Source organism: Lentzea atacamensis, from assembly GCF_003269295.1.
In the GTDB taxonomy this organism is placed as follows: domain Bacteria; phylum Actinomycetota; class Actinomycetes; order Mycobacteriales; family Pseudonocardiaceae; genus Lentzea; species Lentzea atacamensis.
Genome location: NZ_QLTT01000003.1, coordinates 867,608 through 886,737, shown reverse-complemented (window position 1 = coordinate 886,737; position 19,130 = coordinate 867,608). Strand labels below are relative to the sequence as shown.

Below are 19,130 nucleotides of genomic sequence, written 5' to 3'. Positions count from 1 at the left end.
AGACAGAACCCATGACCGAACAGAAGCCGACCGTCGTCCTGGTGCACGGTGCGTTCGCGGAGTCCGCGAGCTGGTACGGGATCGTCGAACGACTGCAGGCAAGACACGTGGACGTCGTCGCGGCGGCGAACCCTCTGCGCGGCCTCACGAGCGACGCCGCGTACGTGCGCGACGTCGTCGCCGGCATCGGCGGCCCCGTCGTGCTGGCCGGACATTCCTACGGCGGCATGGTGATCACCGAGGCGGCGGCCGGCAACGCGGCGGTGACCGGGCTCGTCTACGTGTGCGCGTTCGCACCCGAGCACGGGGAGAGCGCGCTGCAGCTGTCGGCGAAGTTCCCGGGCAGCACGCTCGGCCAGACGCTCACCGCCTACCCGGTCGCCACCGGCGGCAACGAGTTCGCCATCCGGCCGGACGCGTTCCACCACCAGTTCGCCGCCGACGTCGCGCCCGCCGAGGCGGCGCTGATGGCGGCAACGCAACGCCCGGTCACCGAGGCGGCGCTCACCGCGGGCCTGGCGACGAAAACCCCGGCGTGGCGGTCGATCCCGTCCTGGTTCGTCTTCAGCGACCAGGACCTCAACATCCCCGTCGCACTTCACCGCTACATGGCCGAACGCGCCAACGCCAAGGGCGTCCGGGAGGTGGCGGGCGGGTCGCACGCCCTCACCGTGTCGGACCCGGCCGCGGTTGCGGCCGCGATCCTCGACGCCGTCGACGGCTCGGCCGCGTAAGGAAATCCGGGACAGGTCGATCACCCCGCCACGACGAGGTGACGGGGTGATCGACACCGGGGTCAGAGCTGTTCGCCGGTCCGCGACTGCCACCACGTGCGAACGGCTCCGGCCGCCAGCAGTGCCACGGTCAGCAGCGATGTCACCTCGTCCGGCACGAAACCCAGCAGTGCGAAAGGGAGGGCGAGCCATCGCGCGAGCCACTGGACGCGGCTGACCCGTGGCGAGCCGAGCAACTCGGCCAGCCTCGGGTCCTCGATGGTCAGATTCTTCTCGATGGCGCGCAGCGTGCGGTGCTCCTGCCAGTTCACGTCGTCTCCCGACCGCTCAGCGGGAGACGACGACGTCGTCGACGAGGACGCGCTCGAGGTCTGCCACCTCACCGACCTGCGCCGCGTCGAGGAACGCGGTGAGCAGGCGATCCAGTTCCGCGGGCAGGACAGGTCCGTGCCGCTGTTCGGCGAGGTGCGCGCGGGCTCGCCGGGCCAGTTGCCGCGCGCTGGCGTCGCTGATCGCGAGCGCCTCCGCGATCTCGCGGAACGGGTAGTCGAACGCCTCCCGGAGCACGAAGACCGCGCGTTCCTTCGGCGACAACCGCTCCAGCAGCAGCCGGACAGCGTGCGCCACGTCCTCCGACCGCTCGGCCACCTTCATCGGGTCGTCGGCGGTCGAGGCCTGCTCCGGCAGACGGCCGTCGACGGGCACCTCACGGCGGACGCGAGCCGAGCCGACGAGGTTGAGCGCGACCCGCGTCGTGACCTTCACGAGGAACGCCGCCCGGTCACGCACCCCCTCCCGGTCCGTGCTCTGCCAGCGGACCCAGACGTCCTGGACGACGTCTTCGGCGTCGGCGACTCTGCCGAGCATCCGGTACGCGATCCCGAACAGGCGCGGGCGAACGTTCTGGAAGGCCGCCGCGTCTTCGAGGGTGGCGGTGGCGTTGGACGTGTGCATGAGGCTCCCCCTGGTCGCGTGGCCGCTGTGTCACGGCAACCGTCGCCCGATCAGGGGCATGGACGCGCCAGTGGAAGGCACGGGTACATCCCCTGGGCCGAGTCCCTGGGCTGGCCCGGGCCTGAGGGCCAGTCCCCGTGGTGCTCGGTGGGGAGCGCGTTCACCGACGCCGAGGCCCGGCTGGAGAAGCTGTGGCACACACCACCGAGGTGGCTGCCCGGTTCGTTGCCGCGGCGGGTGCATGATTGAGGGGCCCGCCGTCGATCGAGCAGGGCTCCCCACCTCCGCGGCGGTGCTGATGTCGACCGATGATCCTGCGCGCAGCTTGCTGGGCCGGCGCGCCGAAACCGCTGTGCTGGACCGCTTGCTGGCCGACGCGCGGTCTGGCCGCAGCCAGGTCCTGGTCCTGCGGGGCGAGGCGGGAATCGGCAAGTCCGCGTTGGTGGAGCACCTGGTGGAAAGCGCTTCCAGCTGCCGGGTCGCGCGGGCCGTCGGCGTCGAGTCCCAGATGGAGCTGGCGTTCGCCGGAGTGCACCAGCTGTGTGCGCCGATGATGACGCATCTCGATCGTCTGCCGGGTCCGCAGCGTGACGCGCTGGCCGTCGCGTTCGGACTGAGCTCGGGGAGTGTCCCGGACCGGTTCATGGTCGGGTTGGCGGTGCTCAGCCTGCTGGCCGAGGCGGCGGAGGAGCGGCCCCTGGTCTGCGTCGTGGACGACGCCCAGTGGCTCGACCGGGTGTCCGCGCAGACGCTGGCGTTCGTCGCGCGGCGGTTGCTGGCGGAGCCGGTGGCGTTGGTGTTCGCGGTGCGAGGGGAGGCGCTCGCGCCGGACGACGATCCGCTGACGGGGCTGCCCGAGCTCGTCGTCCGGGGGCTGCGTGACCGTGACGCGGGTGCGCTCCTCGATTCGGCGGTACCGGGGCGGCTCGACGAACGCGTTCGGGACCGGATCATCGCCGAGACCCGCGGCAACCCGCTGGCGTTGCTGGAGTTGCCGCGCGGACTGACACCGGCGGAGCTGGCCGGCGGGTTCGCGCAGCCCGACGCGCGGCCGCTGGCGGGGCAGATCGAGCAGAGCTTCCTGCGGCGGATCGAGGCGCTCCCGGCCGCCACGCAACGGCTGCTGCTGGCGGCGGCCGCCGAGCCGGTCGGAGACGCGGCGTTGTTGCGGCGGGTGGCCCAGCGGCTCGCCATCGGGCCGGACGCGGCGGGGCCCGCCGAGGCGGCCGGGCTGGTCGAGTTCGGCGCGCAGGTGCGGTTCCGGCATCCGCTGGTCCGCTCGGCGGCGTATCGCTCGGCAGGCCCCGGGGATCGCCGGGACGTGCATCGCGCGCTGGCCGAGTTGACAGATCCCGAGTCCGACCCGGACCGTCGCGCGTGGCATCGCGCCCACGCGGCGGTCGAGCCCGACGAGGCCGTGGCCGCCGAGCTGGAGCGCCGCGCTGATCAAGCCCAGGCTCGCGGCGGGCTCGCGGCGGCGGCCGCGTTCCTGCGGCGGGCGACCGAGCTGACACCTGATCCGGACTGGCGTGGCGCGAGAGCGCTGGCGGCGGCGCAGGCGACCTTCGAGGCCGGGGCTCCCGATGCCGCGCTCGAACTCGTCGCCGCCGCGGAGATGGGCGTGCTGGACGAGGTGCGGCGCGGACGGCTCGCGCGGCTGCGCGGCCAGATCGTCTTCGCGCGCAGGCGCGGCGGCGAAGCGTTGCCGTTGCTGCTCGACGCTGCCGCCCAGCTGGCACGAGTCGACGACGGACAGGCGCGCGAGGCGTATCTCGAAGCAGTGGGAGCAGCCATCTTCGCCGGTCGGCTCAACGGACCCGACGGACTGCGGGAGGTGGCCGAGTCCGCCCGCGCCGCACCGGGGGAACCGCGAGCGGCTCGACCGGCCGACGCACTTCTGGGCGGCCTGGCGACGCGGTTCGCCGACGGTCACGTCGCGGGCGCGCCGCAGGTGAAGCGCGCTCTGGAGGCGTTCCGGCGCGATGCCGAACACACCGGGGACGACATCATGCGTTGGCTCTGGCTGGCATGGCCGGCCGCCGGCGACATGTGGGACGACGAGGCCTGGCGCGAACTGAGCACGCACGCGGTCCGGACGGCGCGCGAGACCGGCGCGCTGAACTACCTCCCCCTGGCCCTCTCCTACCGCGCTGCCGTGCACGTGCACGCCGGGGAGTTCGACGTGGCCTCGGCACTGGTCGAGGAGTCCGAGGCGATCACGGAGGCGACCCGCAACTCGCCACTCGGCTACACCTCGCTCCTGCTCGTCGCCTGGCGCGGCGAGGATCTCCAGGCAGCGGAGCTGATCGGGGCCCAGGTCCACCGGGCGACCACGTGGGGCGAGGGACGGGCGATCGGTCTCGGTGCCTACCTGACCGCGGTGCTGCACAACGGCTTCGGTCAGTACCGGGCCGCCATGGCCGACGCGGAACGGGCCTGCGAGCACGACGATCTGATGGCCTTCGGCCTGTCCCTCGTCGAGCTGGTCGAGGCGGGTGCCCGTGGTGATGCACCCGACGCGGCCGCCGCTGCCCTGCGGCAACTCGATGAACGCGCCACCGCCAGCGGCACGGACTGGGCACTCGGCGTGCTGGCCCGGTCCCGAGCGCTGCTCAGCGACGGCCCGGCCGCCGACCGGCTGTACCGCGAGGCCATCGAGCGCCTCGAACGCACCAAAATCGCTGTGCACCTCGCACGCACGCACCTGGTGTACGGCGAGTGGCTCCGCCGAGAGGGCCGGCGCCTCGACGCGAGAGAGCAGTTGCGCACCGCGTACGAGATGCTGAACCGCTTCGGCGCCAAGGCCTTCGCCGAGCGCGCTCGGCGCGAGCTCACGGCAACCGGCGAGTCGGTGCACAGAGGTGCGGTCGAGGCGCGTCCGGTGCTCACGGTGCAGGAAGCCCAGATCGCCCGCCTCGCCGGTGACGGGAAGACGAACACGGAGATCGGCGCCGAACTGTTCATCAGCCCCCGCACGGTCGAATGGCACCTGCGCAAGGTGTTCACCAAGCTCGGCGTCGACTCGCGCAGGCAACTCCGCGGCGCTCTGATCGACAACTGACGATCACACCAGCTCTACTCCGCAGCGCGAACGCGCATCTCGTTGACCGCCACCCGGCGGTCGCGCGTGACGATGTAGCCGATCGCGTCCGCGACGTCCTCCGGCCGCAGCGCCTCCCTTCCGCCGACGTGCCGGCGCATCGCGTTCCGGGTTGCCGTGCTGAAGTGGTTCACCAGGTCGGCTTCCACGACGGCGGGCTCCACCAGACTGACCCGCACCCGTTCGACGAGCAGTTCCTGGCGCAACGACTCGGTGAACCCCTCGAGACCGGACCTGGTGAGGTTGTAGACGCTGCTGCCCTGCCGGGGGAGCTGTCCGGCCGTCAGGCTCACGTTCACCAGGTCCGCCACCCGCCGTGGCGACGTCGCGGCCGCGTCGATCAGGTACGGGACGGCGGCGTGCGTGACATGCAGGAGCGCTGTCACGTTGAGCGCGACCAACCGGTCCCATTCCTCCAGCGGAGCGTGCAACGCCGTGTCGAGCAACACCACGCCGGCGTTGTTGACCAGGACGTCCAGGCGCCCCAGCCGATCGAGCGTGTCCTGCACAGCCTGGTAGGCACACTCCGGTTCGGTGATGTCGGCCGTCACCGTGATGGCCTGGCCGCCCAGGTTCCTGATGTCGTCCGCGATCTGGTCCAGGCGGTCACTGCTGCGCGCGACCAGCGCGACCGCCGCACCCTCGCGAGCGAGGCGGTGCGCCGCGCCGGCACCGATGCCGCTGCCGGCATCCGTAACGAGCGCGACCGCCCCGACCAACGTCTTGTCGGACATGGCTTTCTCGTCCCTTCCCAGGCTGCTGCTCCTCGCGGCCAGACTCGCTCGTCCGGTTCGCGAGGCGCGCCAGGGAATCACCCTGGTCCCGGGAACCAGGGTGTTATTCGTCGCGTGGCAAGGCGTCCCCGAGCTGCCTGCGGGAGGTGATCGACAGCTTCGTGAAGATCTTGCCGAGGTGCCACTCGACCGTCCGCGGGCTGAGGAAGAGCTGCGCACCGACCTCCGGGTTGGACAAGCCTTCCCGGACGAGCAGGGCGATCTGCCGTTCCTGGGGCGTCAGGTCGTCACCCGCCGCTTGATCGACCGTGCGTTTCTGCACCTTCTCGCCGGTGGCGAGAAGCTCGCGGCGGGCGCGCTCGGCGAACGCGTCCATGCCGATCGAGACGAACATGTCGAACGCCGTCCGCAACTGTTCCCGTGCGTCGACGCGCCGGGACTGCCTGCGCAACCACTCGCCGTACAACAGATGGGCGCGCGCCAGCTCGGGACGCAGCTTCGTCCGGCTCAGCCGCTCGACGGCCTCGCGGTAGAGGCGTTCCGCGGCGATCTCGTCGCTGAGCAACGCCTGGCTGCGCCGCAGGATCCCCTGCGCCCAGTCCGTGTCACAGGGTTCCGCAGCCTCTGCCAGCCGGTCGAGTGCGCCACGGGCGATCCCGTCCTCGCCGACGCGTGCCGCCGCCTCGATGAGTTCCGGCAGCACCCACACCGAGACCCACAGCTCGGCGATCCTGGTGCTGACCTGGGCCGCCGGTATCGCCTGCTCGTACCGGGCCAGGCCGTTGTACAGGACGGCGGCGGCCCAGTTCGCGGTCGTGACGCCCATGAGCTGGCCGTCCTGCCCTGCCCACTCGATGGTGGTGGCGATCAGTTCGGTGGCCTCGGTCTCCTTGCCCTGCATCGCTGTCAGCAGAAGCTTGGTGTGTGGCGCGATGGGGACGCCGGTCGCGGCGGAGACGGCCTCCGCCTCGGCGGCGATCGTCGCGGCGCCGGCGAAGTCCCCTGTCCACGTCGTCGCGATCCCCAGTGAGGCGAGGTAGATGGGAAGCAGGGTCAGGGCGCCGGCGCCCCGGGCCACCTCGACCGCTCGGACGTAGGTCAGGCGCATGGCCTCGTCGTCCCAGACGGCCGCGTTCGCGCCGTTGCCCACCCATCCCCACCTCAGCACGTCCTGCGCTGGAAGATCCGAGAGCACGGCCGTTGCCCGCTGCAGCACGGGGACCGCGGCGGACCGGCCGTCGGTGACGAGCAGCCCGTAGCCGGTGAGCACCAGGTCGATGGGACGCGGTGTCCCGTCTGGCGGCGGCAGGTCCCTGATCGCCTGGGAGATCGCCATGAGGCTCTCGCCGTCCGCGGCGATCAGTGCCGCTGCGCCCCAGGCCTGCAGATAGATCTCCCGTGCGAGGTCCGTGTCGAAAGATTCGATCCGTTGCGCGGCCGCCAGCAGCATCGGCGGCGCTTCGTTGCCGAGGCCGGCCGAGAACGCGATCTGGCTCCGCACCAGGTGAGCGCGTGCCCGGAGGAACTCGTCCCGCGCATCGCGTTCCGCCACGTCGACCGAAACACGTGCGGCCGCGAGGTCACCCGCCCGGAGGCTGGCGTCCGCAGCCGCCACGGCACGCTCGGCGCGTCGGGCGGGGTCGACGGTCAGTGCCACGGACCGTTGCAGGAACGCGGCAGCGGCGGCCAGCCCACCGCGTGCCTGCGCCCGTTCGGCGGACCGCTCGAGCTCCGCGGCGACGTCCTCGTCCGGCCCTGGCGCGGCGGAGGCGAGGTGCCAGGCACGGCGGTCCGGGTCGACCTGGGGGTCGGTGACCCTGGCCAGCGCCAGATGCACTGCCCGCCGATCTTCGTCATCGGCCGCCCGGTACACGGCCGACCGCACGAGCGGGTGGCGGAAGATCACGCGTACCTCGAACGACACCAGCTCGTCGATCTCGTCGTTGAGGGCCACTGCGGGCGTGACGCCGAGCCGTTCGGCGGCGCGCCACACCAGGGTGGGATCGCCGACCGGCTCGGCGGCGGCGACCAGCAGGAGCAGCCGGCTCTGCGGGGGCAGCTCCTCGATCCGCGTCACGAAACTCTGTTCGATCCGGCCCGGCAGCGTGCCGGCGTGCGGCAGGCCGAAGCCGCCCGCCACCCGCGTGGCAGTCAGCTCGCGGGACAGCTCCAGCAGAGCCAGAGGGTTGCCCCTGGTCTCGGCCACGATCCGATCGCGGACGTGCTGATCGAGCGGAGCGTGGAACGCCGCCTTGAGCAGGGTGCCGGCGTCGGCCTTGCCGAGCCCGGTGACCTCGAGCTCCGGGAGCCCCAGCAGGTCCTGGCCTCGCTCACGCACGCCGAACACGAGGGCGACCGACTCCGCCAGCAGCCGGCGGGCCACGAAGCCGACGACCTGAGCGGAGGCCTGGTCCATCCACTGCGCGTCGTCGATCACGCACAGCACGGGGCTGCTTTCCGAGGCGTCCGACAGGAGGCTCAGCACCGCCAGCCCGACCAGGAACTTCTCCGGTGGGGTGCCCGCGCGCATGCCGAACACCGTCTCGAGCGCTTCGCGCTGCGGTGCGGGAAGGTCTTTCAGCGAGTCCAGCAGCGGTACGCACAACTGGTGCAGGGTGGCGAACGCCAGCTCCATCTCGGACTCGACACCGACCGCCCGCAGCACGCGCATGCCCGTCGCCGCGCTCTCCACGTGCTCCAGCAACGCCGACTTCCCGATCCCGGGAGGGCCGTGCACCACGAGCACACGGCTTTCACCGGTGCGGACCGCCGCGATCGTCTGATCGAGGACGGCGAGCTCCGGCTCTCGCCCCACCAGTCCGGCATCTCTTCGGAACACCACCGTCAAGCCCCAATCGCCGCGCTGGATCGTGCTGATCACGCACGATCCACGACGACGATCATCCGTGCCGTGGCCGTCCCAGGTCGAATGGGTCTGTGCCACCTGTCGCGGGTGTCACCTCAGCAGGCCGCCGAAGAGGAGGTCCAGGTAGCGCCGCCACGACTCGGGCTCAGTGTCCTGCAACGGCGCGGGGACCTGATGAAGGCCGGTCATCAGCAGCACCACGTCTCGCCCGGCAGTGAGCCCAAGAGACACCGGGCTGCCGTGCGGCGAATGTGGTTTTCGTCATCGTTGTACCGGCGCGACACCATCGGCGCGTTCGGCTGTCACATTCAGACCCTCGTCCTTGTCTTGTCTGTCGAGTCGATGCGAGAGGACGAGACACGATGAAGATGGCAGTGGCCGGCGGAACCGGCTGCGTCGGCAAACTGGTGGTCGAGCAGGCGCGTGAGCGGGGTCACGAGGTCGTGGTGATCTCCCGGTCGGGCGGCGTCGACCTGATGACGGGGGCCGGTCTCGACGACGCGTTGCGCGGCGTGGACGTCGTGATCGACGTGGCGAACGTGTCGACGCTCAGCCGCAAGGCATCGGTGGCGTTCTTCGAAACCGAGACGCGCAACCTGCTGGCAGCGGAGCAGCGGGCGGGCGTTGGCCACCACGTGCTCCTGTCCATCGTCGGGATCGACCGGGTCGACTCGGGCTACTACCTCGGCAAGCGCCGCCAGGAGGAGCTGGCGCTGGCCGGCCCGATCCCGGTGACGCTGCTCCGGGTGACGCAGTTCCACGAGTTCGCGGCGCAGATGCTCGACAAGGTGCCTGGCCCGGTGAAGGTGGCGCCGTTGATGAAGAGCCGGCCGGTCGCCGCCTCCGAGGTCGCCACCGAGCTCGTACGCCTGGCTGAGGGACCCGCCCAGGGTCGGGCGACCGAGCTGGCAGGCCCCGAGGTGCTGACGATGGCATCCATGATGCGCCGCCTGGCCAAGGGCAAGCTGGTGCTGACGGTGCCCGTCGGCAAGGCGATGGCGAACGGTGGCGTGCTGCCGACCGGCGACTTTCACCGCGGGAAGATCACCTTCGAACAATGGGCGAAGTCGCGATGACGGTGGCGGCCAAGCACTGGATGGCCGGCGTGCCGGCCTTCGCGGCGGCCTACCAGGGAGTGTGGGCGGCGGCGTTCCCACTGTCCTTCTACAACGACTTCCCCGGCCCAGGACTCCACTGGGTGGCGGCGCTCAGCCCGGACAACGAGCATCTGGCCCGCAACGTGGGAGCGCTCAACCTGGCCCTGATGGTGCTGAGCGTGTGGGCACGGCGCCGCAGTCCGTGTTCCACACCGCCGCGCTGTCCGGCGGTGACCGGCTGATCGCGGCGGCGGTGGCCTCCTCGGTGCTGTGGGTCGAAGAACTCGTCAATGCGGCACACCGGTGGGCCAGGGCGTCGTCGATGAGCAGACGTTCGAGGTGCGCCAGGACACCCATCCGCCCGGCAGGAGCCCCCGCCGCAGAGATGAGCCCGTTGGACGCGCTCCAACGCGGACGGCTGACCCGGCTCCGCGCGCAGATCGCCTTTGCGCCGGTCGACGCCCTTCTCGACGGGCTGACCGCGCGGTTCGCCGACGGCTACGTCGAGGGCGCCATCGGCGAGGCCGGACACCAACGCACGGATGCGACGCGTGAACCCCTCACCGCGCAGGAAGCCGGCAGGACGACCTCCAAGATCGGCGCCGAGCTGTTCCTCAGCCCTCGCACCGCGGAATGGCACCTGCGCAAGGTGTTCGCCAAGCTCGACGCCGCCTCGCGCAGGGAGCTCTGCGCGGTGCCGAGCTGACCGGCCCATGTCACAACGCCGCGGCCAGATCTGTCCTAGTTGGCACAGGGCCACTTCGGACAGGAGCACGCAATGGGACAGTGGCAAGACAAGAACCTGCCGATCGTCGTCGGCATCGACGGATCGTCCTCAGCCCTCGATGCCGCCCGATGGGCCGCGCGCGAGGCCGCGCGGCGCAGCGCGCCTGTGTACCTGGTCAGCGCCTTCGGCTGGTCGGGGCACCGGCACCTCGGCGACCCTGGACTCGGCGGCTACCGGGAGTCGATGTTGGCGGACACCTGGAGGACGGTCGCCGTTGCTGCCAAGGCGGCCCGGCACGTCGCCGAGGGTGTGGAGATCTCCGAGCTGACCCTCGACGGTTTCCCGGTGCCGCTGCTGGTCACCGAGTCGCGCACGGCCGGGCTGCTCGTGATCGGTGACCGCGGCCTCGGCGGGTTCACGTCGTTGCTGATCGGTTCGGTCGCGATCAGACTGGCCGCCCAGGCGGAGTGCCCGGTCGTCGTCGTGCGCGGCGACGACTCGTCCGACACCGGACCGGTCGTCGTCGGCATCGACGGCTCACCGGTCAGTGAGGCGGCACTGGAGTTCGCGTTCGACGCGGCGGACGCGCGCGGAGTGCCGTTGATCGCGGTGCACGCGTGGAACGACCACGCGGTCGCCTTTGCCGTGACGGAGCCGGTGGAGTGGGACGCCGCCGAAGCCGAGGAGCATCGGCTGCTCGCCGAGCGGCTGGCGGGGTGGAGCGAGAAGTATCCCGATGTCGAGGTGCGGCGCGTGGTCGTGAGCGACGGACCCGCGCACGCCCTGATCGAGCAGGCGACCGCCAGCTCGGCGCAGCTGGTGGTCGTCGGGTCGCACGGCAGGGGCAGCGCGGCCGGCCTCGTGCTGGGCTCCGTCAGCCACGCGCTGCTGCACCACTCCCCCTGCCCGGTCGTCGTCGTGAGGCCGGATCCGAGCACTCACGCGGAAACATCGCGATGAGCCCCATGCCGTGAGCCGCCGGGAGCAACGCGCACTGCGTGCCATCGAAAGAACATCAGGATCGACGATCCGGCGCTGCGGGGCGCTCGCGGTGGTGCTGTTTGGCGCCACCACGGGCTCCTGCCGACCGGCCGTCACGTTCGAGACATCGCTACGACCGGGTGACGTGCTGGTCGTCTACACCGACGGACTGGTGGAACACCGCGAGAACGACATCGACACGGGCATCCAATCCCTGTGCGACGCCGTGACAGCGCCGCATCTGCCCGAACGCCTTGACGACCTCGTGCCGGCGGTGATCAACGCCGTCGCCCCGCAGGAAGCTCGCGACGACATTTGCGTACTCGCACTCCGCCACAGACCAGGCCGTTGAACGCTGAATCGAGGAATGAAGGGCCTGCTGCGAAAAGTCGGCTTCCCTGGGAAAGCCTAGTCGCCCGAGGTTGTCCCGGCTGCCGGGCGGAGCAAGGCGTAGATGGTGGTGCCGTGCGGGGTCGCGTGGACGCGGACGAGATCGGCGAACTGGTTGACCAGCAGCACCCCACGTCCGCCGCGCAGTCCGGGCGGCCGGGGTCTCCGTCCGGCGAGGGGGTCGGCCAGCTGTCCGGTGTCGCGGACCTCGCAGACCACGTGGTTCTCGTGACGCCACAGTCGCAGCCGGCATCCACCGGGCGTGTGGACCAGGCTGTTCGTGACCAGTTCGGTGGCGATGTACTCCAGGTCCGCGATCCGATCCGCCTCAAGTCCGTGCCTGCGGGCCCGTTCGGCGGCCCAGCGGCGGACGGCACTGAGTTGTGTCGGCTCGGTGACCGGGAGCTCGTCCACGTCCGGCTGCTCTGGCAGGGGCTGGTTGTACCGCGCCACCACCTCGTCAGGCGCGTAGAGATCGCTGGAATACCGGCGGTTCGGCTCCCACACCACGGGATGGGTGGCGCGCGCATCGGCAACCACGTGGTCCTCCAGCCCGACTGTGTCGTACGGGCACAGGATGGTGACGTCGCTGCCGGCGAACGCATGGTTGATCAACGCTTCGTGCTGCACGCAGGCCGGATACTCGGTGGCGGTACGGCCAGGCCAGATCGGTTCGCCGACGATGCGCGCGTGCCGGTCCGGGTGCGCGTCGGCGAACCGGCGCAGCACCAACGGGATGATCCGCCCTGGATTGCGGCCCGCCTGGGTCATGTCCACCCACGTCACCCTGTCCGCCGCATCTCCGGCAGCGGAGCGCAGCAGCTCCAGGCGTGCAGCGGGGACCGCCACGGCGACCGGCTGATCGCTGGCCACGCCCTCGGCGATGAACGGCACGAGCACCGCGAGATACTCGTCGTCCGACACGTAGAACAGGGCTGGATGCACGAACGGTCCCGCAGGCGGGACTGTCCAGGCGTCAGATTCGATGGTGGTCACGTCGTGTCGTCCACCCTCTCGCCCGAGAACACGCTGAAGCTTGGGGACACACAATTCGGACGTTACCTCCTCCGTGCGCACCCCGCGGCGGTGATTCGCAGCAAAAACCCGTTTCACTGGTTCACCGCAGGCGTCCCAGGACGCAGACGTTCGTCCAGCGCACCAACTTGTTCGCCTGTCGAACGCACCAGAACTGGGCGGGCGACTCGCTCGACGTGTCCACCTCAGACTGAGCCGGCACAGCGCGCAACACCGATGGCATCCACCTCAACGCGCTCCTGGCCGGCACTCCGATACCAGGTCGCCACCCGTAGGCGTCTACGAGCTCGTGCAACTCATCGTTCACCACACGCACACCGGCTTCCAGCGCTCCGCAACGAACTTTCCCGCGCACACCACCGAAACTGCAGGTCAGAAAGCTTCGCGCGCCATGGAGATTCGCCTGGATGGACGCGCTCCGGCAGGTGTCGTGAGGATTCCGCGGGGTAGCCCGGGCACTGCGCGGCGCGCCTGCCGTGCATCGCCGAGGGGGAACCATGACCACGTTGAAGCCCGGCCCGGTCGTTCCGCACCCGAACAGGACCGCTCATGGGCGCAAGGGCGCCGCCTTCCTGAAGCTGCTGAACACCACCGACCACAAGCTGATCGGGATCATGTACATGATCACGTCGTTCGGCTTCTTCATGGTCGGCGGCGTGATGGCGTTGCTGATGCGCGGTGAACTCGCCCGGCCCGGCCTGCAGTTCCTGTCCAACGAGCAGTACAACCAGCTGTTCACCATGCACGGCACGGTGATGCTGCTGCTCTACGCGACACCGATCGTGTTCGGGTTCGCCAACTTCGTGGTGCCACTCCAGATCGGCTCGCCGGATGTGGCGTTCCCGCGCCTGAACGCCTTCTCCTACTGGTTGTTCCTGTTCGGCGGCCTGATCGTCGTGGGATCGTTCCTGACCCCGGCAGGCGCGGCCGACTTCGGCTGGACCGCCTACACGCCGTTGTCGAGTGCGCGACACTCCCCCGGCATCGGCGGCGACCTGTGGATCTCCGGGCTCGTGGTCGGTGGTCTCGGCACGATCCTCGGCGCGGTGAACATGATCACCACCATCGTCTGCCTGCGCGCGCCCGGCATGACGATGTTCCGCATGCCGATCTTCACCTGGAACATCCTGGTGACGTCGGTGCTGGTGCTGCTCGCGTTCCCGATCCTCACCGCGGCCCTGCTCGCCCTGCTCGCCGACCGCCACTTCGGCGCACACGTGTTCGACCCGGCCAACGGCGGCGTGATCCTGTGGCAGCACCTCTTCTGGTTCTTCGGCCACCCCGAGGTCTACATCGTCGCGCTGCCGTTCTTCGGCATCGTGTCGGAGATCTTCCCGGTGTTCAGCCGGAAACCGCTCTTCGGCTACAAGGGCCTGGTCTTCGCGACGATCGCAATCGCGTTGTACTCGGTGGTGGTGTGGGCGCACCACATGTTCGCCACTGGCGCGGTGTTGCTGCTGTTCTTCTCCGCCACCACGTTCATCATCGCCGTACCGACGGGGATCAAGTTCTTCAACTGGATCGGCACGATGTGGAAGGGACAACTCACGTTCGAGACTCCGATGCTGTTCAGCCTCGGGTTCATCGTCACGTTCCTGTTCGGCGGCCTGTCCGGCATCCTGCTCGCCTCACCGCCGCTCGACTTCCACGTGACCGACACGTACTTCGTCGTCGCGCACTTCCACTACGTCCTCTTCGGCACCATCGTCTTCGCCACCTACGCGGGCATCTACTTCTGGTTCCCCAAGATCACCGGCCGGATGATGAACGAACCGCTGGGCAAGCTGCACTTCTGGACGACGTTCCTCGGCTTTCACGGCACCTTCCTGGTCCATCACTGGCTCGGCAACCAGGGCATGCCCCGCCGCTACGCCGACTACCTGTCCAGCGACAACTTCACGGTTCTCAACACCTTCTCCACCATCGGGTCCTTCGTGCTCGGCCTGTCCGTGCTGCCGTTCCTCTACAACATCGCCCGCAGCTACCTCTACGGCGAACCCGCAGGACGCGACGATCCCTGGGGCTTCGGCAACTCGCTGGAATGGGCCACCACCTCGCCCCCGCCACGGCACAACTTCCACGAACTGCCGAGGATCCGGTCCGAGCGGCCGGCGTTCGAGCTGCACTACCCGCACATGGTCGAACGCATGCGCAACGAGTCGCACGTCTCCATCACCAAACCAGGACCCGCCGACATCGACAAGACCACCGACAAGGTGCTCGCGCCGACCGACCGCGACACGAAGCACTGACCCGTGGACTCCGCCCACGAACGCCACGAGCTCCGCCGGATCGAGCGCTGGCTCGCCGTCAACGACCCGGATCTGGCCGCGGCACTGAGCGCACCCGGTGCCGAACCGCTGCACGCCAACCGCCGATCCGTGCGGCTCACCGTCGATCTCGCCGGCGTGGCGTGCGTGGCGACCGGCGTGCTCCGCCGAACTCGTTGTACGCCACGAACAGTGGGGTCGGGGGCACGGTCGTGCGCCGCGAAGCCGACCGGTTGATGGTGTTGTTCACCGACGGAGAGGTCCTCAGTGTCACCGGCGGCCAGTGGCTCACCTGACCGGGAATAGCGCGCAATCGGATTGAACCCGGCCCCAGGTGGTAGCCCAGCCGGGCCCACCACCCGTTCGACGGCACGGGAGCGGTTATGCCGCAAGGAAAGCGCACCTCCCCTCGCCAGCGCCGGCTCCGGCGCTGGTTCTCGTTGCTGCTGGCGCTCGTCGCCGCCGGGATCGTCGCGAGCGCCTTGACCCCGCAGCGGCAAACGGCGGCCGCACAGGACGCCGGCCTGGCGCGACAGGGCCAGCAGCTCTACCTGAACTCCTGCGTCGACTGTCACGGCCCGCAGCTGCAGGGCGTGGAAGGCCGGGGGCCGAGCCTGATCGGGGCGGGCGAGGCGAAGGTCTACTTCCAGGTGTCGACGGGACGCATGCCGCTGCCCCGGCAGCAGGCGCAGGGTCAGCGCAAGCCCGCCGAGTTCAGCGAGGACCAGATCCGCGCCCTCATGGCGTACGTACACAGCTTCGGTGGCGGCGCCGAGATGCCGGACGAGCGGGGCACCGCGCTGCGCGGGAACGTCGCGCGTGGCGGTGAGCTGTTCCGGCTCAACTGCGCCGCCTGCCACAACTTCACCGGCCGGGGCGGTGCGCTCACCTCCGGAAAGTTCGCGCCCAGCCTCGATCCGGCGAACGAGGAGCAGATCTACACCGCCATGCTGACAGGCCCGTCGAACATGCCCGTGTTCGGCGACCGGCAGCTCTCCCCCGACGAGAAGCGCGACATCATCGCCTACGTCGATTCGGTGCAGCACGAACGCAACAACTACGGCGGTCATCCCCTCGGCACACTCGGGCCCGTGTCCGAGGGCGCGGTCGCATGGGTGGTCGGCATCGCCGCCCTCGTGCTGCTCGCCCTCTGGATCGGGGCGCGCGCATGAGCGAACGCGACAAGGACGGGATCCGGGCCGAGGAGCTGGACCGCATGAGCGACGACGAGCTGGTCCGGCTCGGGACACGCCTCGACGACGTGGAACTGGTGCAGTACGCCGACCGGTGGCCGGTGCCGGGCACGACCATGGAACGGCGCGCGATGCGGCACGTCATCGGCTGGTTCGTGCTCGCCGGTCTGTCCGCGCTCGCCTTGATCGGTGTGTTCGTGTTCTGGCCGTACGACTACCGCCCGCCAGGCGCACCCGGCTACCACCTCCGTACGCTCTACACGCCGATGGTCGGCTTGACGTTCGGGCTGACGCTGTTCGGTCTCGCGGTCGGTGCCGTCGGTTACGCCAAGAAGTTCCTTCCGCAGGAACTCGCGGTCCAGCAACGACATTCCGGTAGTTCGGCGGAGGCGGACAAACGCACGGTCGCCGCCGAGTTCCGCGATGCCGCCACCCGTGGTGGACTGAACCGCCGCACCGCTTTCCGGCGTGTCGCGGCCACTTCCGCAGGGCTGTTCGGCGTCGGCCTCGGGGTCATGGCGATCGGGCCGCTGGTGCGGGATCCGTGGAAACGCAGCGACAGCCCGGACTCGCTGTGGCACACCGGGTGGAAGGAAACCAACGGCGAGACGGTCTACCTGCGGCTGGACACCGGAGTCCCGGACGAGGTCGTGCTCGTCCGGCCGGAGGACCTGCGCGCGGGCGGCTACGTGACGGTCTTTCCGTTCCGTGAATCCGAACGTGAAGATCCGGAGAAGCTGCACGCCGCACTCCGCCGCGCCGACAGCGCGGTGATGCTGTTCCGCTTCCGGCCCGGCACCCCGGTCACGACCCGGCCCGGCCAGGAGGACTTCCACCACGGTGACTTCTACGCCTACTCCAAGGTGTGCACGCATCTGGGCTGTCCGGCGTCGTTGTACGAACAGCAGACCGGACGGTTGCTGTGCCCGTGCCACCAGTCGCAGTTCGACGTCTTCGCGGGCGCCGTACCGATCTTCGGCCCGGCCACCAGACCGCTGCCGGAGCTGCCGATCACCGTCGGCGAGGACGGCTACTTCACCGCTCGCGGTGACTTCGCCGAGGTCGTCGGCCCGGGATTCTGGGAGCTGCAGCCATGAGCACGCGTCCGACCAGGCCACCGCGCCGGATCGTCGCCGGCGCCGCCGGATTCGCCGAGGACCGCCTGCACTTCGCCGCCGCGGTCCGGCGGCAGATCAACAAGGTGTTCCCGACGCACTGGTCGTTCCTGCTCGGCGAGGTGGCGCTCTACAGCTTCGTCGTGCTGCTGCTGACCGGCACGTATCTCGGCCTCTTCTTCGATCCCTCGATGGAGGAGGTGGTCTACACCGGCAGCTACGACGGCCTGCGCGGCATGGACATGTCACGGGCGTACGAGAGCGCGTTGGACATCTCGTTCGAGGTGCGCGGCGGCCTGTTCGTCCGGCAGGTGCACCACTGGGCCGCGCTCATCTTCATGGCGGCCATCGTCGTGCACATGTTCCGGGTGTTCTTCACCGGCGCCTTCCGCAAACCACGTGAGATGAACTGGGTGATCGGCGTCCTGCTGTTCATCCTCGGCATGGCGGAGGGGTTCGCCGGCTACTCGCTGCCCGACGATCTGTTGTCCGGCACGGGCCTGCGGATCATGTCCGGGATCGTGCAGTCCATCCCGGTTGCGGGCACGTGGCTGCACTGGCTGATCTTCGGGTCCGAGTTCCCCGGCACAGAGATCATCCCCCGGCTCTACCTCGTGCACGTCCTGTTGCTTCCGGCGATCATCGTCGCCCTGGTCGCAGCGCACCTCGCACTGGTCTGGTACCAGAAGCACACCCAGTTCCCCGGCCTGGGACGCACCGAGAACAACGTCGTCGGCGTCCGCATCCTGCCGGTCTTCGCGGTCAAGAGCGGCGCGTTCTTCGCCGCCGTCGTCGGCGTGCTCGGGCTGATGGGCGGACTGTTCCAGATCAACCCCATCTGGCTGTTCGGCCCCTACAACCCCGCGCACGTCTCGGCAGGCTCCCAGCCCGACTGGTACATCGGCTGGCTGGACGGCTCCACCCGCTTGTGGCCACCGTGGGAGACCTACCTCGGCAACTACCGCATCCCCGCCCAGTTCTGGCCCACGGTGATACTGCCGCTGGTCATGCTCGGCCTCGCCGCTCTGTACCCGTGGATCGAGCGCCGCCTCACCCGTGACCACGCCCACCACCACCTGATCCAGCGCCCCAGGGACGTGCCGGTGCGCACCAGCCTCGGTGCCATGTCGATCACGTTCTTCGGCGTCCTGCTCGTCTCGGGCGGCAACGACGTCATAGCCGAGAAGTTCCAGCTCTCGCTCAACGCCATGACCTGGGCCGGCCGCATCGGGATGCTGGTGCTCCCGCCGCTGGCCTACTTCCTGACCTACCGCGCGTGCGTCGGACTGCAACGCGCAGACCGCGAAGTGCTGGAGCACGGCATCGCCACCGGCGTGATCAAACGGCTGCCGCACGGCCAGTTCATCGAGGTGCACCAGCCACTGGCCGAGAAACCGCTGACGTACCAAGCCACCCCTCTGCCCAAGCGCATGAACGACCTCGGACTCGCCGGACGCCCGCTCTCCGGAACTCTGTGGCGGCCGGACCCGCCAGAAGAAGTCACAGCACTCGAAAACGCACGCGCAACGACCGGTGCGTCCGAGGGCACGCTGAGCGGAGAAGACAGTCCACAATAGATCGGCCGGATACGCAGCGCGGTCTGAGCCCGGAACGGACACAGCGGACGCACAGCTCAGGCTTTGACCTGCGGCGAGGCGTTCCACGGTGCGAGCTTCAACCGTTCTTGGCGCCGCGCGGTGAACCCGGACTGCTCGACCGGCAGAAGCGGCCGGCGGGTCTGGTGGTCGCCGTACATCCGCGCACTCAGCTTCTCGACCCAAGATCAATCCTAAATGGACGGTATGATCCGGCTGCCGCCGTGATCAAGCAAAACAGCTGTCGCGGCTGCGCAACACGCGGTGCATCTCGGCAACAGCGGCACGGGCGTCGGGCACACCGCACAGGCCCAGCGTGCACACCACGGGTGTCGAACA

The 19,130-nt window shown here is 69.7% G+C and carries 18 protein-coding genes; 12 read left to right on the top strand and 6 right to left on the bottom strand.

The window, feature by feature from the left end; all coding sequences use genetic code 11:
* Positions 1 to 11 precede the first annotated feature (11 nt).
* Entirely contained in the window at positions 12 to 734 is a 723-nt protein-coding gene (locus tag C8D87_RS18475; RefSeq protein WP_112227605.1) for an alpha/beta fold hydrolase, read from the top strand.
* A gap of 62 nt (positions 735 to 796) precedes the next feature.
* Here the strand turns inward: C8D87_RS18475 and C8D87_RS18470 are convergent, their stop codons facing one another.
* A complete protein-coding gene (locus tag C8D87_RS18470; protein ID WP_170166479.1) occupies positions 797 to 1,045 on the bottom strand; it encodes a DUF3040 domain-containing protein in 249 nt (82 codons plus the stop codon).
* 16 nt (positions 1,046 to 1,061) lie between these two features.
* On the bottom strand, positions 1,062 to 1,688 hold the full coding sequence (locus C8D87_RS18465) for a sigma-70 family RNA polymerase sigma factor (protein ID WP_112227603.1): 627 nt from the start codon (positions 1,686 to 1,688) through the stop codon (positions 1,062 to 1,064).
* Between the two features lie 241 nt (positions 1,689 to 1,929).
* On the opposite strand from C8D87_RS18465, the gene C8D87_RS18460 reads away from it, so the two are divergent.
* Positions 1,930 to 4,749, top strand: coding sequence for a helix-turn-helix transcriptional regulator (locus tag C8D87_RS18460; RefSeq protein ID WP_233442170.1), 2,820 nt, complete (start codon positions 1,930 to 1,932; stop codon positions 4,747 to 4,749).
* 14 nt (positions 4,750 to 4,763) lie between these two features.
* On the opposite strand, the gene C8D87_RS18455 is transcribed toward C8D87_RS18460, so the two are convergent.
* The gene (locus C8D87_RS18455; RefSeq protein WP_112227602.1) at positions 4,764 to 5,522 is read right to left on the bottom strand and encodes an SDR family NAD(P)-dependent oxidoreductase; all 759 of its coding nucleotides are present in this window, start codon (positions 5,520 to 5,522) and stop codon (positions 4,764 to 4,766) included.
* Positions 5,523 to 5,625: 103 nt separating this feature from the next.
* A complete protein-coding gene (locus C8D87_RS18450) occupies positions 5,626 to 8,403 on the bottom strand; it encodes a helix-turn-helix transcriptional regulator (RefSeq protein ID WP_233442169.1) in 2,778 nt (925 codons plus the stop codon).
* 347 nt (positions 8,404 to 8,750) lie between these two features.
* On the opposite strand from C8D87_RS18450, the gene C8D87_RS18445 reads away from it, so the two are divergent.
* The 5 genes from C8D87_RS18445 (at position 8,751) to C8D87_RS18425 (ending at position 11,545) form a co-directional block, all read left to right on the top strand.
* On the top strand, positions 8,751 to 9,464 hold the full coding sequence (locus tag C8D87_RS18445; RefSeq protein WP_109639387.1) for an SDR family oxidoreductase: 714 nt from the start codon (positions 8,751 to 8,753) through the stop codon (positions 9,462 to 9,464).
* Positions 9,446 to 9,727: a hypothetical protein gene (locus C8D87_RS18440; protein WP_112227601.1), complete on the top strand. Its 282-nt coding sequence runs from the start codon at positions 9,446 to 9,448 to the stop codon at positions 9,725 to 9,727. Before C8D87_RS18445 ends, C8D87_RS18440 begins: the two co-directional genes overlap by 19 nt.
* The gene (locus C8D87_RS46970; protein ID WP_233442168.1) at positions 9,667 to 10,191 is read left to right on the top strand and encodes a helix-turn-helix domain-containing protein; all 525 of its coding nucleotides are present in this window, start codon (positions 9,667 to 9,669) and stop codon (positions 10,189 to 10,191) included. The genes C8D87_RS18440 and C8D87_RS46970 overlap by 61 nt, the downstream gene beginning before the upstream one ends.
* Before the next feature lie 72 nt (positions 10,192 to 10,263).
* A complete protein-coding gene (locus C8D87_RS18430; RefSeq protein ID WP_112227600.1) occupies positions 10,264 to 11,172 on the top strand; it encodes a universal stress protein in 909 nt (302 codons plus the stop codon).
* Between the two features lie 10 nt (positions 11,173 to 11,182).
* Positions 11,183 to 11,545, top strand: a complete 363-nt coding sequence (locus C8D87_RS18425; protein ID WP_233442167.1) for a SpoIIE family protein phosphatase — start codon at positions 11,183 to 11,185, stop codon at positions 11,543 to 11,545.
* Positions 11,546 to 11,601: 56 nt separating this feature from the next.
* Here the strand turns inward: C8D87_RS18425 and C8D87_RS18420 are convergent, their stop codons facing one another.
* A complete protein-coding gene (locus C8D87_RS18420) occupies positions 11,602 to 12,579 on the bottom strand; it encodes an anti-sigma factor RsbA family regulatory protein (RefSeq protein WP_233442166.1) in 978 nt (325 codons plus the stop codon).
* Positions 12,580 to 13,115: 536 nt separating this feature from the next.
* Between C8D87_RS18420 and ctaD the strand changes: the two genes are divergently transcribed.
* From ctaD to qcrB, 5 genes are all read left to right on the top strand, one after another.
* Positions 13,116 to 14,870, top strand: a complete 1,755-nt coding sequence (gene ctaD, locus C8D87_RS18410; RefSeq protein WP_112227597.1) for an aa3-type cytochrome oxidase subunit I — start codon at positions 13,116 to 13,118, stop codon at positions 14,868 to 14,870.
* Between the two features lie 3 nt (positions 14,871 to 14,873).
* Entirely contained in the window at positions 14,874 to 15,125 is a 252-nt protein-coding gene (locus tag C8D87_RS18405) for a DUF3040 domain-containing protein (protein ID WP_112227596.1), read from the top strand.
* 146 nt (positions 15,126 to 15,271) lie between these two features.
* Positions 15,272 to 16,060 (top strand): cytochrome bc1 complex diheme cytochrome c subunit, encoded by a 789-nt coding sequence (qcrC, locus tag C8D87_RS18400; protein WP_112227595.1) that lies wholly within the window; start codon positions 15,272 to 15,274, stop codon positions 16,058 to 16,060.
* Positions 16,057 to 17,178, top strand: coding sequence for a cytochrome bc1 complex Rieske iron-sulfur subunit (gene qcrA, locus C8D87_RS18395; RefSeq protein WP_112227594.1), 1,122 nt, complete (start codon positions 16,057 to 16,059; stop codon positions 17,176 to 17,178). Before qcrC ends, qcrA begins: the two co-directional genes overlap by 4 nt.
* Positions 17,175 to 18,773, top strand: a complete 1,599-nt coding sequence (gene qcrB / locus C8D87_RS18390) for a cytochrome bc1 complex cytochrome b subunit (RefSeq protein ID WP_112227593.1) — start codon at positions 17,175 to 17,177, stop codon at positions 18,771 to 18,773. Before qcrA ends, qcrB begins: the two co-directional genes overlap by 4 nt.
* Before the next feature lie 56 nt (positions 18,774 to 18,829).
* Here qcrB and C8D87_RS48595 read toward each other — a convergent pair whose 3' ends face one another.
* On the bottom strand, positions 18,830 to 18,952 hold the full coding sequence (locus C8D87_RS48595; protein ID WP_267899868.1) for a hypothetical protein: 123 nt from the start codon (positions 18,950 to 18,952) through the stop codon (positions 18,830 to 18,832).
* Positions 18,953 to 19,130: the final 178 nt, after the last annotated feature.

Coding starts and splice junctions, on each gene's coding strand:
- C8D87_RS18440 (WP_112227601.1), top strand. CDS start 9,446: ATGGGCGAAGTCGCGATGACGGTGGCGGCCAAGCACTGGATGGCCGGC.
- C8D87_RS18465 (WP_112227603.1), bottom strand. CDS start 1,688: ATGCACACGTCCAACGCCACCGCCACCCTCGAAGACGCGGCGGCCTTC.
- C8D87_RS48595 (WP_267899868.1), bottom strand. CDS start 18,952: ATGTACGGCGACCACCAGACCCGCCGGCCGCTTCTGCCGGTCGAGCAG.
- qcrA (WP_112227594.1), top strand. CDS start 16,057: ATGAGCGAACGCGACAAGGACGGGATCCGGGCCGAGGAGCTGGACCGC.
- C8D87_RS18445 (WP_109639387.1), top strand. CDS start 8,751: ATGAAGATGGCAGTGGCCGGCGGAACCGGCTGCGTCGGCAAACTGGTG.
- ctaD (WP_112227597.1), top strand. CDS start 13,116: ATGACCACGTTGAAGCCCGGCCCGGTCGTTCCGCACCCGAACAGGACC.
- C8D87_RS18475 (WP_112227605.1), top strand. CDS start 12: ATGACCGAACAGAAGCCGACCGTCGTCCTGGTGCACGGTGCGTTCGCG.
- qcrC (WP_112227595.1), top strand. CDS start 15,272: ATGCCGCAAGGAAAGCGCACCTCCCCTCGCCAGCGCCGGCTCCGGCGC.
- C8D87_RS18430 (WP_112227600.1), top strand. CDS start 10,264: ATGGGACAGTGGCAAGACAAGAACCTGCCGATCGTCGTCGGCATCGAC.
- C8D87_RS18455 (WP_112227602.1), bottom strand. CDS start 5,522: ATGTCCGACAAGACGTTGGTCGGGGCGGTCGCGCTCGTTACGGATGCC.
- C8D87_RS18460 (WP_233442170.1), top strand. CDS start 1,930: ATGATTGAGGGGCCCGCCGTCGATCGAGCAGGGCTCCCCACCTCCGCG.
- qcrB (WP_112227593.1), top strand. CDS start 17,175: ATGAGCACGCGTCCGACCAGGCCACCGCGCCGGATCGTCGCCGGCGCC.